Source organism: Lactobacillus gigeriorum DSM 23908 = CRBIP 24.85 (assembly GCF_000296855.1).
Classification (GTDB): Bacteria; Bacillota; Bacilli; order Lactobacillales; family Lactobacillaceae; genus Lactobacillus; species Lactobacillus gigeriorum.
On record NZ_CAKC01000010.1, the window covers coordinates 1 to 14433 of the forward strand.

The window sequence follows — 14433 nt, forward strand, 5'->3', positions numbered from 1 at the left end:
ACCGAAGTTGATGAACGATGAAGAAGTAAGTCTGAATGAACACTTCATTTGGGCTCAAAAACAAATTAAAGAACTTAATCAAGACAGGAGATCAGATATCATGGACTACGAGATGAAGATCATGGATGCCAGAATTAGCGGTCGTGAAGATGGCGAGAAAGTCGGAGAAAAAAGAGGCAAAGAGATTGGCAAAAAAGCTGAACGTCGTGCAGGAATTAAGAGACTGATTGCTACAGTAAGAAGTTTTACTACTGATGAAGATGTTATCTTTAACAAAGTAAAAGAACAATATGGCCAATACTTCTCTGATGATGAAATAAAACAATTCATCACAGAAGCAAAAAACGATTTTTTGCAAGAAGCTTAACTTTGGCGTTGTAAAAATTAAAAAATAACTTGTTATAAAAATTCGTCAATTTGACGTCATAAGGAATAGGACACGAATGATGGTGTCCTATTTTTTTGTTTAAATTGTCATTGAATCAAAATTTTTTATAAATAGGTAATAATATTGTTTATATTATTTCAAGACAACGTCAGGCTTATTCTCAACCTAGTTGATAAGAATAAAAATACAATATGATAGATATACACGTAAGTAATATTAAATATTTAATTAATAGATATTCTTAAAATGTGATACAAAAATAACTACAAACTGCAATATAATGCAAAATTACCCAAAACAATAATTTTTAATAAAAAACCAATAATAAGTGTTGACACAATAGTTCTATAAATATATAATTCAAACCACATTGATTCGAATTGATAATTTATAAAAAAGGTGGACAAAAGAATGGTTAAACATAGTCAACATGCTAGAGGTGAAAATTATCACTATCTGAACAAGACTAAGTCGAAATTGGATTTATTAGTGGGTTCTTCCAATGACAAATTGTTCAAGAACTTAAGAAAAAAATGGGCAACTGCGGCCATTATCGCTTTAGCATCAGGGTCAACTATTTTCTTAGCAGAATCAGGAAAAGCTAATGCGGATACAGTTGACCCCAATCAAGCAGGACAAACTAGTCAACCTAATTTAACTAGTCAAACTCCTGAAAGTTCTGTTGGTTTAACATCAGCTGCTAGCCAAGCTGAAACTGATGCAAAATCAGAAACTTCAACAGAATCATCAAGCACACAAGGTGAGCAAACACAAACAAATCAGACATCACAAACTCAATCTTCGAGTGCTCAAGCAGAAAAGCAAACTACTGCAAATGGTGATCAAACAGCAGATGAAGCAGGTCAAAAAGATGCAAATGGTGTAGAACTGCCAGCCAATCATCAAGATCATGTAAAAGGCAATGTTCAGGATGCTTGGGATCAAGGCTACAAGGGTGAACATACCGTAGTTGCAGTAATTGACTCGGGTGTCGATGTCTATCACAAAGATTTCTTAACTATGCCATCAGATCCTAAGTTTACTGCTGATCAAATGAAAGAAATGATAAAAGAACTTGGTTATGGTCGTTATGTCGATGAAAAGTTCCCATATGTTTATAATTATGTCGACAACGAAAATGAACATATGGAAGGACCTGATGAAGAACCGCATGGTCAACACGTTTCCGGAATTATCGCAGCTGATGGTCATCCTGATGGTGATAAAGAATATGTTGTTGGTGTTGCTCCAGAAGCTCAATTAATGCACTTTAAAGTTTTTGGTGATACTACTACCTCCCTTGATATTGCACGTGAAATCTACGATGCTGTTCGTTTAGGTGCTGATGTTATCCAAATGTCTCTAGGTGGCGGTGTTTCAGCAGCCGACTTGAACGTTGCTGATCAACGTGCAGTTCAATATGCTGTCGATCACGGTGTAATTGTTTCAATCTCAGCTTCGAATAACGGAAATGCTTCATCAGTTGACAATCCAACTCATCTAACTGATACAGAAAATTATGAAGCGGGTGGCAACGCCGGAAACTACAATCCATTTAGCTCCAGCACCGTAGCAGATCCAGGTGCAGCTAGAAATGCAATCACGGTTGCAGCGGAAACTTCAGGACTTGGTAATAATAGCGATATGGCTTCATTTAGTTCATGGGGTCCACTACCAGACTTTACTTTGAAGCCAGATGTTTCAGCGCCTGGTGTCGATGTAATTTCATTGGCCAATAACAATGAATACACTACTATGAGTGGAACATCTATGGCTGGTCCATTCGTTGCCGGAGCTGCAGCTTTGGTTAAGCAAAGATTAGCCAAAACAAATCCCGAATTGCAAGGTGCTGATTTAGTAGCTGCAGTTAAAGCTTTGCTAATGAACACTGCTAATCCACAAATTAAAGCTAGATACGACACTCCTGCTCCTGTTTCACCTCGTAGACAGGGCTCGGGTCAAATAGACGTTGGAGCAGCCACTAGATCACAAGCATACATTACAACTGAAGATGGCACTAGTTCTGTCAGCTTAAAACAAGTTGGTGATTCCACTGATTTTGAATTGACCTTCCATAACTTAAGCGATAGTGAGCTAACATATGATTTTGACGATCAAGATAATGGTTACACTGAGTTTAGAGATGAAGATACTGGTGAGTTCTACGATGTCCGACTAGCTGGTGCAAAAGTTTTAGGACCTACATCAGTTTTATTGGCACCAAAAGAAATCAAGACCGTTAAGTTGAACTTGGCTTTAACTGGTTTAAGAAAGAATCAACTTGTCGAAGGTTTTTTGAAATTTAAAAATGCCGGAGACAGTAGCACTTTGGTTGTACCATATTTAGGCTACTATGGCGATATGACTTCAGAAAATGTCTTTGACCAAAATGCCAACAATGATGCTCCTGATATTCAAGGTAACCGTTTTGTAAACGAAGATAATTATCCTCGTGGAATTGCCGATGAAGAATCATTGAAAGAATTGGTCAACGTAGATGGCACATACAATTGGCAAGAAGTTGCTAAGTTGTATGAAAGTGGAAAAGTAGCCTTTTCACCTAATGCTGATCATAAGAGTGATTTATTAAGACCATATGCATATTTGAAGCAAAATTTGAAAGATTTACAAGTTCAAATTCTTGATGCCAAAGGCAATGTTGTTCGTGTATTGGCTGACTCTCATGGTGTGGAAAAATCATACCACTCTGATGGTACTGGCACAGTAGACTTTGGCTATGGCGTTAACAACGGCGATGCTTTCGAATGGGACGGTAAGTTGTATGACGCTAAAACTGGTGAGATGGTTGCTGCCCCAGATGGTAACTACACTTATCGGTTTGTTGCTACTTTATTCAATGATGGCGAAAATAAAGTTCAGACCAATGATACACCAGTAGTTATCGATACCAGTGCACCGGTTTTAAGTAATGTAACTTATGATGATGCAACTCATACCTTATCAGGTTCTTATGCAGATAAAGGTGCCGGATTCACTGATTACTCATATGCAACCGTAACTGTAAATGACCAAGTGTTTGGTTTCAAGTTAAATGATGGTGCTTCTGCTTTTGACGATAATGAAAAGTTAAGTGGACACTTCTCGTACGTACTTTCAGATGATGCATTGAAAGCCTTAACGCAAACAGCTAATAAGATTACTTTGGCTGTTAGCGATGTGGCAGATAATACTGCTTTACAGACATTGGATGTGGCGCCAGTGAAGGAAAGTCCAAATAAAGTTTCAGTGTGGAATGCAGTTAGTGGCTTGCCATTTAGCGAAAATTCCAGTGATTACAATGCTGAAAACAAGACTTTCACGTTGAAAGGTGCAGCCGACGAGGACTTCTTTGTAAACGGTAAGCGGGTTCAAGTTGAAAATGGCCAATTTACTGTTCCTGTAAGCGTTGATGAAACTGATTTAGTATTTTCATCAGACCTTGCTGGTAAGAAAGTGATCGGCAGCTTCAATTCTTACACTCCAAAAGCACAATTTGCATGGCAACATGTTGATGGCGAAAACAAGTCATTCGGACCACAAATTTACTCAGTCTTTGGTAGCAATCCAGATGATATCGTTGTTCAAGCTGCAGTATCAAAGGGCAGCAATGTTAAGGCATATGCTAAAGATTACTTTACGGGCGAAGTTTATACTGGTGTAGTTCAAGATGGTGTTGCAACTTTCCATGTTCACACCAGTATCAATAAGAATAAAGATACTGGGGTATTTACAAGAGCCTTGTTACAAGGATGGACAGAAATCGATGGCCCAGCATTTAACGATAAGCAGGTAACTGATCCTACGCCAATCAAGGATGCTAACTATCTTGGGGTTTATTATAAAGCTGATGCCACAAGTACGACATATACTGATCGTGATAAGTTAGGCGTAGATATGAAGGACGAACCTGCAGATATAAAAGCATTTGGACCTGGCGCATATCCTGGCTATGACAATTCATCTGATCCTGATGACAATATTAGCTTTGACTACATGAATAATAACGGTGTAACTGTATATGGCAATGAAGCAGTTGTAAATGGCTACTATGATCCTGAAACTAAGCTGTTTACAGTTACTGGTAAAGTGCAGCCTAATGTTGTTGCTCTTACTTTCCTAGCTGATAGTCCATATGAAGTTGATCCTAACAATCAAGCTGATATCAGCAACAACGGTAAATTTACCACTAGCTTTAAGATTGATCCTTCAGCAACTCGTCAATTGTCATACTTCTATCGTTTAAACGATGGTGAATTGAAGCGGGGAAGCCTATCGCTGATCTTGGATGTTGTTGCACCAACGCTTAAGGTAGATCAGGCTGGAAGTGATGAAGTAACTGAGCTAACTACAAGCGACAAGACCTTCAAATTATCGGGTTCAGCAACTGATAACTTGGATGGTTACGGCGTGTTCATCAATGGCGACAATGTCTTTAGCGAATTTGCTACGAATGGTTATAACTACATCCCTGAAATCAACCTAACCGCTGATCAAACATCACAAAATAGTTTTGCCCCATACAAGTTCGAAAAAGAATTCAACTTAGATGATAATGATGGTCAAGAAACGACTCATGTCTTTACTGTGGAAGTAGTCGATCAAGCAGGCAATAGAAGTCTTAAAAAGTTCGTGGTTCACTATGTTCCAGAAGATGAAGCAGAGCCAGAAAAACAAGATCCTATAACTTCAGAGGGAGAAAAGGAGAACGGCTCAGAACAATCAGGTGCTAAAACTGATGAAGGTGGCACAAGCGATCAAGGTGCAAAGACAGAGCCAGAAAAACAAGATCCAACAACTTCAGAGAATGGAAATGAAACGGGCTCAGAACAATCAGGTGCTAAAACTGATGAAGGTGGCACAAACGATCAAGGTGCAAAGACTGAGCCAGAGAAGCAAAATCCTGCAGCTTCAGAGAATAGAAGTGAAACGGGCTCAAGTCAATCCGGCGCTAAAACTGATGAAGGTAGCTCAACCAACACAACTAGTGGGGAATCAGGTAAAACTGCTAACTCAGCCTCAACTAGTGAAGGAAGCAAGCCAGGCTCAAGTACTGGTAGCCCATCAGTAAGTGTTCAACCTGTAACTCCTGTTGTTACTGTAACTTCGGCTTCATCTTCTCAACCAGAATCAGCATCAACAGTAGCTTCTACTCAACAAAGGGATGCTTCATCAAATGGTGTAGCAGAGATAAACGATCCTAGCGTTTACAAGAAGCTATACCACAATGCTTATGTTTACACTGCTCAAGGTGATCTCGTTAAGAAAGCCAAGAAGTCAGTAACTCTTAAGAAGAAAACTGTAGTAAAGGTGCTTGATAAAGGTAGAGTTATCTTAATCAAGGGTAAGAAATACTATAGAGTTGGCAAAAATAAATTTGTTAAAGTTGCCAATACGCTTAGAGTAAAAACTGTGAGAAAAGCATATGTATACAACGCTAAAGGTAAAGTTGTAAGAAAACAAGGTAAAAAGGTATCGCTAAAGAAAGATACTTTACTTAAAGTTCTGAACAAACGCAAACTAGTTGTAATTAATGGTGAAAAATTCTATCAAGTTGGTAAAGATCAATTTGTTAAAGTAAAAGACACGGTTTTAGCTAAATAATGCCAAGCAAAAAGGTTATAAGTATCCTACTAAGTGGGGCTTATAACCTTTTTTGCTATTATTAGTTGCGTTTAATTTACAACATATTCAGCACTTTCTCTTGAAAGAATTTTGACTGCATTGTTAGCAACGATTTCAGCCATCTTATCACGAGCTTCGACAGAAGCATTTCCAATATGAGGGGTTAAGATAACATTTTTTAATTCAGCAAACCCTTCAGTAACTGCTGGTTCGTTTTCATAGACGTCGAGAGCTGCTCCTGCCAATTCTCCAGTTTTCAAAGCAGATAATAAAGCTCGTTCATTAACTACGGGACCTCGAGCACAGTTTACTAGCAAGGCACTATTCTTCATAGCTTTAAATTGTGCTTCATCAAATAGATAATGAGTTTCAGGCGTTAACGGAACGTGTAGCGAAATCACATCACTAGTCTTAACTAAAGTATCGAAATCAACGAATGTTGCATCATACAAGTCTTCAGTCTGTTCATCGCGATGACGTTGATAGTAGATGACATTCATGTCAAATGCGCGCAAGCGTTTGGCAACTTGCTTTCCAATATCTCCTAAACCTACAATGCCGAGAGTTTTACCAGCTAATTCGTGTCCTAAAAAGAAGAGTGGGGCCCAGCCTTCAAAGCCTTCAGTACGCATTAAGTGGTCTCCTTCAACGATTCTACGAGATAATGCGACTGCTAAACCAGCAGCAATCTCCGCGGTTGCTATGCTTGAAACAAAAGGCGTATTAGTGACGTCAATTCCTTTGCTTCTTGCATACTTAGCGTCGATGTTGTTAAATCCGGCACCAAAGTTAGCAATAATCTTAAGCTTAGGAGAGGCATCGATCACCTCTTGATCGACTTGAGTGGAAAGTGGGGTAATCAGAGCCTCAATTTCACTTACATGTTTAAGCAATTCTTCTTTGGTGATTAAGCCGGATCCATTATAGACCTCATAAGTGATTCCAGCCTCATCAAGAATTTTGCTGGCAATGTCAGGTAATTTAGCGGTTAGATACACTTGAACCATAAAAGCCTCCTTATTTATTGATAGTTTATCAGTTACTAATTATTTTATAGTAAGCGATTACATTAAACAAACGATAAGGCTTTATCAAGAGTATAATGTATTTAAAAACTGGAAGGGAATGAGCCCATGAAGAAGATCACGACTTACCTCGGTATAATTTTGGTAGCCTTAAATATGCGGATGCCGATTATTGCTTTGCCCCAAATTATGCCTCAAATTCAGGCTGCAACTGGTCTATCCAAAGAGTTTAGTGGCTTGCTGACATCGATCCCACTAATTATGTTTGCTCTGAGTTCACCATTATTTACTAAATTAGATCAAAAAATTGCAACAAGTAAAATAATTCTTTTGAGTTTTATTATTCTTAGTATAGGTAGCTTAATGCGCATGACATTGCAGCCAACTTTATTGTTGCTAGGGACAGTCTTGATTGGCCTTGGAATTGATGGTGGCAATGTCCTTTTGCCTGCAGTAATCAAAGCTGAACTACCAGACCAGATCTTACTAGGCGTTAGTTTGTATACGACTGCAATGATCCTTACTAGTTCTTTGGGGACCGCATTTTTAGCAAGGCTAGCATCTAAGTTCTCGCTTGTTGTTACCATGAAGGGCTTATTTATCTTCTCTTTACTTTCAATCTTAGGAAGCATCTTTTTACGAGAAAAAACTGTGAAAAAAGCTGAAAGCTCAATCAAAATGTCGCTTCTGCTAAAGAATAAATTGGTGTGGCTGATTTCACTGTTCTTTGGGCTGCAAGCATTACTTTACTATTCGCTTACGACTTGGTATGGGGAGATGTTAATCCAATTTGATCATTTTTCAGTAAATGAACAAGCGACTTTAATGACGATTTTACAGCTGAGTTGTCTTTTTTGTGCCTTGCTGACACCGCTATTTGCGGGAACCAAAGGCGGCAAACGTTTTTTGATAATTGTGATTGGATTGGGTTTTGGCTTAGGAGTTTTAGGTGTATTATTGCATAGCAACAATTTAATATTAGGCATAATTTTGGCTTTATTTGTCGGTATTGCCTCAGGCTTTTCGTTCAATTTGGCAGTTATCTTCTTCACGCAGAAAACCTAAACTTCAGCTGAAACCGTAGCAGTGTCTGGCATTGCACAGACCTTGGGTTATTTGCTGGCAAGTCTTGGTCCTGTCGCATTCGGTAGATTATTTATGATAAGTAAATCTTGGATTTCAGTGATTTTACTTTGTGTCTTGCTAGCGCTATTAATTACCTGGTGCGGTTTTCAAATAGAAAAAGCGAAAAATATCTAGTATGAGTGGTTGTGAAAACCACTTTTTTTGCATATGCTATTAGTTAAGAGAAAAAGAAAAGAGCAATTAGAATGAAATATTTAATCGTAGGAGCAGGCTTATTTGGAGCAGTTTTTGCCCATGAGGCTGCTAAAAGAGGACATGAAGTGACCGTGATTGAAAGGCGTGATCACATCGCTGGCAATATCTATACTAAAGAGGTTGCGGGGATCCAAGTGCACCAATATGGTGCTCACATTTTTCACACTAGCAACGATCAAGTTTGGCAATATGTTCAACAATTCGCTAAATTTAATCGCTATACTAATAGTCCTGTTGCTAATTACCATGGCAAGCTTTACAATTTGCCATTCAATATGAATACTTTCTACCAGATGTGGGGCGTGACGACGCCGGAAGAAGCCCAAGCTAAAATTGCGGAACAACGTCAAGAAATGGCTGGTAAAACATCACAGAATCTTGAAGAACAGGCAATTTCACTAATTGGTAGAGATATCTATGAGAAGTTGATCAAAGGCTACACGGAAAAGCAATGGGGTAGAAAAGCTACTGAATTGCCAGCCTTTATTATTAAGCGACTACCAGTTCGGCTGACTTTTGACAATAATTATTTCAACGATGCTTATCAGGGCATTCCGATTGGTGGCTATACTGCAATGGTTGCTAAAATGTTTGATGATCCCAAGATAACCGTGAACTTAAATACTAACTTTTTTGGAAACAAAGAAAACTACTTAAAGGATTATGATCGAATTATCTACACTGGGATGATTGATCAATTCTTCGACTATGAATTGGGCGAATTAGAATATCGTTCATTAAGGTTTGAAACTGAAGAACTCGCTACTGGAAATTATCAAGGAAACGCCGTTATGAACTATACTGACCGCGAGACTCCTTATACTAGAATAATTGAGCATAAGCACTTCGAATTTGGTAAAGGCGATCCGAACAAGACTATTATCACAAAAGAGTATCCGGCAGATTGGAAACGTGGCAATGAACCTTACTACCCAGTAAATAATGACCGTAATAATGACCTTTACCAAAAATACCAAGAATTGGCTAAAAAACAGCCTAAAGTACTATTTGGTGGTAGATTAGGACAATATAAGTATTACAACATGGATCAGGTAATTGCGGCTGCCCTTGATTGTGTCAAGGAAGAATAGAACTAGCTTTGCCTGATTGTTTTTGAAGAAAACTTTACTTGAATTGAAAAAGTTTTGAATTCAATACCGCTTTATTAGTGATCGTTTATTTGACTTGCTGACTAATAAATAAAGTGAAACAAAAATTTTTATTTGTATCATTTGAAAATCGACAATAATTACTAATAATAAGCAACTTTAAAAATACTCATATGTGAAACATGGGCAGAAAGCCTATTAGAATAAGGATTATAATGATTTAAATGACCAATCCACAGACTATCTTGAAGAAATATTTTGGCTATCATGAATTTCGACCAGGACAAGCAGAAGTTATCCAAAAAGTTCTTACTGGAGAAAACGTGTTAGCCGTTATGCCTACTGGTGCTGGAAAATCACTCTGTTATCAAGTGCCAGCGCTTGTCAATCCAGGAGTTACGTTGGTAATTTCACCACTAATTTCCTTAATGAAAGACCAGATTGATTCCCTGAAGCAAAATGGGATTGAAGCGGCTGCCCTAAATTCAACCACACCACAAGAAGAAGTGAATCCCATTTTGCGTCAGGCTTATGAAGGAAAAATAAAGTTGCTATATTTGACTCCTGAACGTTTAGCAATGGATTATTTTCGCTATCAGTTGAATTTCCTTGATGTATCATTGGTAGCAGTTGATGAAGCGCACTGTATTTCGCAATGGGGGCATGATTTTCGTCCAGCTTATCGGCAAATTCTTGAAGGCATCAACAGCCTGAGAAGCAAGCCCAACATTTTAGCTTTGACGGCAACCGCAACGCCAGCAGTTCAAGAGGATATTGCCAACCAATTGAATATTTCTCGAAACAATTTTGTAATTACTTCTTTTGCACGTCCAAATTTAAGCTTTAAAGTAGTTAATTCACCCAAAGATACCAATAAATATATTTATGATTATATTAATGCTCATAATGATGAAGCAGGAATTGTCTACACCAATACTCGTAAGAAGGTCGATGACCTAACCCGGTATCTCAAAAAACGTGGTGTTTCAGTAGCCAACTATCATGGTGGCATGGCCAATGACGAACGAACTAAGGTACAAGATGATTTTCAATTTGATCGAGTACAGGTGATAGTAGCCACCAATGCCTTTGGCATGGGAATTGATAAAAGCAATGTCCGTTTTGTGATTCATGCCAATAGTACTAAAAATATCGAAGCCTATTATCAAGAGGCTGGACGTGCTGGAAGAGACGGTGCGCCGTGTGAAGCCGTAATGATTTTTCATCCAGGAGATCTGGCAACTTACCGCTGGTTCATTGATCAATCAGAAGCTGACGATCAGTATAAGAAAATTCAATACGATAAATTGCATGCGATTACTGAATATGCCAATACTCAGAGTTGTTTACAACAATTTATTGTCCGTTATTTTGGTCAGGATACGCCAGCTTGTGGAAAATGTTCTAATTGCTTAGATCAGCGCAAGCTTCGTGATATCTCGGTTGAAGCTAAGAGCATCATCAACATGGTCTATGAATTCGATGGCCGGTTTGGTAAAAGCATTGTGGCTCAAGCAGTTACTGGGTCTAAGAATAAACGGATGAAAGAAATTGGAGCTGATCAACTTGAGCACTATGGCAGCTTGAAGCTTCCTCGTAAAGAAGCCGAAAGTATGATCAATTTCATGCTTGCTAATGGGTATCTTGAGACCGTGGGAGAGCAATATCCAGTGGTACGCGTAACTAACTTGGGTTGGGACGTGCTTGATGGAAAGAAAAAAGTTCTTCGACGTGGAGAACCAAAAATTGATGAAGTTAAGGCTAACTTATCACCTGATGCCAAGCTGTTTAATGCACTTAAAGCCAAGCGTCTTATTCTGGCAAAAGAACAGGGAGTTCCAGCCTTTATGATTTTTAACGACCATACTTTGCATGAAATGGCCAAAATAAAACCACGAACTCCTGCAGAAATGCTAGAAGTAAGTGGTGTTGGCCAAGCTAAACTCCACAACTATGGTGGTGAAATGCTTGAAGTTATTAATGATTTTGTTAGTGAAGACTAAATCGTTAATAATCGACTAGGATATTTTTCTTTGATAAAATCTTGAAATTGCTTGATGATCGCTTTCGTAGAAGGAGTCAAACTAGCAGCGTTGGTAGTAACTAACCCAATTTTCCGGTAAAAGGCATCCTCAAATGGGAGGATTTGTACTTTACCGGTATTTTTTTGCAAGGCTAAAGCTGGTAAAATTCCTAAACCTAAGCCTGCCTCTACCATGGCGATGATAGATTGGTCATCGATTGAAAACTGAATGGCAGTTGGTGAAATTTGATAGTGATCAAGTGCTGCTTTGGTATCCCAATCATAGTCGCCTTTTTGCAAAATGAAATTGTAGTTCTTTAAATCCTGTTGGCTAACACTGGTTCCATTCTCGGTTTTAAAATCACTAGGAGCAATACAATAGATTTCATCTTCGATCAGTTTTTGACTGATTACGCCAGGTTCCTTGGTCGGCAACATGGTAATGCCAAGATCTAGGTTGCCATTTTTTACATCCCGCGTGATTTCCGAAAAACCTGCTTGTTTAACCGTAATTTCAACTTGAGGGTAAGTTTCTTTGAAGGTTTGAATTACTGGTGGTAGCCAATTAATGCAGGCAGAAGAAAAAGCACCGATCCGGATAATTCCAATATCCAAGCCTTGAATTTGTTGTGCAAGTTGCGTAATACGAGACTGAGTATTGATAATTTGCTGGATCAAGGGAAGGATTTTTTCACCATTAGGCGTTAGACTTACGCCCGTTCGTGAACGGTTAAAAACCGGAAAGCCAAGTTCTTGCTCTAACTGATTGATTGAGTGACTGATTGCTGACGGGGTAACGTTAAGAATGCTGGCAGCCTTATAAAAAGTACCTTGTTCCAGTACGGTAGTAAAAACTAAATAAGGGAAGGGTAACATATTTGCTCCTTTAGATGAAATATTTTCAATTTAAAGTAAAAATGTTGAATTTTATTATTGCTTATCTTCGCATTATAATATTTTTTAGCAATAGAGAAAAGGGGCATAGTTATGTTAGAAAATTTATTTGCAAGTCGAGTTAAACCAGATGAGAAATCACGATTAGTCGGATTATTTCCAGAAACGCACTATTTAGACAATATTTCGTTTGGAGGAGGCGCTCCAGAAGAAAAGCTTTTTCCTGTTGAAGAATTAAAAGAAGCCTATCAAGTTGCGGTAAAACGGCAAGGAGCACATGCCTTTCAATATCATGATATTCGTGGACCAGAATATTTACGCCAGTTTTTAGTTGAACGAGCAAAGACTTTAGTAGGCATCCCTGAAGTAACTGATGATGAAATCATGTTGACTGCAGGTGGGCAACAAGGAATTGAATTGGTGGCCAAACTCTTACTCAACAAGGGGGATGCAATGGCAGTTGAAGCGCCAACTTATGTTGGTGCCCTAGCAGCATTTGATACTTTCGAACCAACTTATTTCAACGTCTCGATGGAGGACGATGGCGCTGATTTAACTCAATTCGAATTATTGTTGAAAGCTCATCCGGAAATCAAGCTCTTCTACACCGTACCTGATTTTCATAATCCAACTGGCATTACGATGTCAGTGGCTAAGCGCAAGCGTTTAGTTGAACTTGCAAATAAATATGATTTCATCATTCTTGAAGATACGCCATATCGCGATTTGCGCTATGTGGGTAAGAGTCTACCAAGTGTTAAATCATTTGATACTGAAGGACGAGTAATCTTTTTATCAAGCTTCTCTAAAATTTTAACCCCAGCATTTCGCTTAGGGTGGCTAGTAGCTGATCCAGTAGTGGTACAAGCATTAACCAAGCTTAAACTTACTGAAGATTTGGAAGTTCCATATTTGCCTTCGGCAACGATTGAATATTATTTGCAGAATAATGATTTAGATGAACATATTCAAAGCTTGAGAGCTTTGTACCAAACAAAGATGGAAGCCATGATGGCTGCCATTGATCGCTACTTGCCAGGTATCAAAGTAAGTCATCCAGAAGGTGGCTTCTTCCTATGGCTAGAACTTGATCAGGGGATTGATACGACCAAGCTTTTATGGGAAAATGCAGTTCCAGAGCAACATTTGGTTTACGTGCCATCTGAGAGTTTTTATGCTCATCGTGATCGTAAAAATGGGATGCGAATTAATTTTACGGGTCCTACTTATGAACAAATTGATGATGGCGTAAAGCGTTTGAGCAAGATGCTAGTGGAAAATAGTCGACAGAAGGAAATTTTCGTAAAGGCAATATAGATGGCGAAAAATACTACCCAAGAAATTTATAACGAACTCAAATTGGCTTTTGAAAGCAAGGCTGATCCTGAAAAAGCCCCGCTAATAGCGAAGTATATGTGGAATCAATTTGCTTTTTATGGGATTCAAACTAAGGACCGGCAAATGTGTTACCGGGAACAGTTGAAGCAATTAAAAAACGCACCCTTGAACTGGGATTTAATTGCTCTGGCCTGGAATGATGAACATCGTGAGTTTCAATACTTTGCTTGCGATTATTTACGGCGAAAAGGAATTGAAACTGATGACTTGCCAAGGATTAAGGAATTGATTGTTAAAAAATCTTGGTGGGATACGATCGATAGTTTGATTAAGCCGATAGGTAAATTGAGTACACAAGTAGATTTGAGTAAGCCAATGTTAGTTTGGTCGCAAGACGCTAATTTTTGGGTACGAAGAACGGCAATTGAACATCAATTAGTTTTGAAGGAAAAGACCAAGCCGGAATTACTGGCAACGATTATTGAAAATAATTTGGGAAGCGATGAGTTTTTTATCAATAAGGCGATTGGCTGGGCGCTCCGAGATTATTCAAAAACTGATCCAGTATGGGTAGCGCAATTTATTGAGAGCCATCCTGAGCTGAGCCCACTTAGCAAGCGTGAAGCTAGCAAATATTTAAAGTAGTACAGATTAAGTCTGTGCTTTTTTTGTCGTGAAAAATTGAGATGGTGC

8 protein-coding genes and 1 pseudogene are annotated in these 14433 nt (G+C 38.6%); 7 read left to right on the top strand and 2 right to left on the bottom strand.

Annotated features, from left to right (window positions below; genetic code table 11):
• Both BN52_RS01060 and BN52_RS01065 read left to right on the top strand, forming a co-directional pair.
• A pseudogene (locus BN52_RS01060) lies at positions 1 to 367 on the top strand (hypothetical protein); the annotation flags it as partial.
• A 432-nt stretch (positions 368 to 799) separates the two neighbouring features.
• Positions 800 to 5989 carry a S8 family serine peptidase gene (locus BN52_RS01065; protein ID WP_008472212.1) on the top strand — a complete coding sequence of 1730 codons (5190 nt, stop codon included), beginning with the start codon at positions 800 to 802 and terminating at the stop codon, positions 5987 to 5989.
• A 71-nt stretch (positions 5990 to 6060) separates the two neighbouring features.
• Here the strand turns inward: BN52_RS01065 and BN52_RS01070 are convergent, their stop codons facing one another.
• Positions 6061 to 7017, bottom strand: coding sequence for a 2-hydroxyacid dehydrogenase family protein (locus BN52_RS01070; protein WP_008472213.1), 957 nt, complete (start codon positions 7015 to 7017; stop codon positions 6061 to 6063).
• Between the two features lie 126 nt (positions 7018 to 7143).
• Between BN52_RS01070 and BN52_RS01075 the strand changes: the two genes are divergently transcribed.
• The 3 genes from BN52_RS01075 to recQ all read left to right on the top strand — a co-directional run bounded on the left by BN52_RS01075 (position 7144) and on the right by recQ (position 11488).
• On the top strand, positions 7144 to 8100 hold the full coding sequence (locus BN52_RS01075) for an MFS transporter (protein ID WP_008472214.1): 957 nt from the start codon (positions 7144 to 7146) through the stop codon (positions 8098 to 8100).
• Positions 8101 to 8366: 266 nt separating this feature from the next.
• Positions 8367 to 9467, top strand: a complete 1101-nt coding sequence (glf, locus tag BN52_RS01080) for a UDP-galactopyranose mutase (protein ID WP_008472216.1) — start codon at positions 8367 to 8369, stop codon at positions 9465 to 9467.
• A 242-nt stretch (positions 9468 to 9709) separates the two neighbouring features.
• Positions 9710 to 11488 (top strand): DNA helicase RecQ, encoded by a 1779-nt coding sequence (gene recQ, locus BN52_RS01085; RefSeq protein WP_008472218.1) that lies wholly within the window; start codon positions 9710 to 9712, stop codon positions 11486 to 11488.
• Here recQ and BN52_RS01090 read toward each other — a convergent pair.
• Positions 11485 to 12384 (bottom strand): LysR family transcriptional regulator, encoded by a 900-nt coding sequence (locus tag BN52_RS01090; protein ID WP_008472220.1) that lies wholly within the window; start codon positions 12382 to 12384, stop codon positions 11485 to 11487. The genes recQ and BN52_RS01090 overlap by 4 nt on opposite strands.
• A 111-nt stretch (positions 12385 to 12495) precedes the next feature.
• On the opposite strand from BN52_RS01090, the gene BN52_RS01095 reads away from it, so the two are divergent.
• Positions 12496 to 13719 carry an aminotransferase-like domain-containing protein gene (locus tag BN52_RS01095; protein WP_008472222.1) on the top strand — a complete coding sequence of 408 codons (1224 nt, stop codon included), beginning with the start codon at positions 12496 to 12498 and terminating at the stop codon, positions 13717 to 13719.
• Positions 13720 to 14385, top strand: a complete 666-nt coding sequence (locus BN52_RS01100) for a DNA alkylation repair protein (RefSeq protein ID WP_008472223.1) — start codon at positions 13720 to 13722, stop codon at positions 14383 to 14385. It abuts the gene before it with no gap.
• The last annotated feature ends 48 nt before the right edge of the window (positions 14386 to 14433 follow it).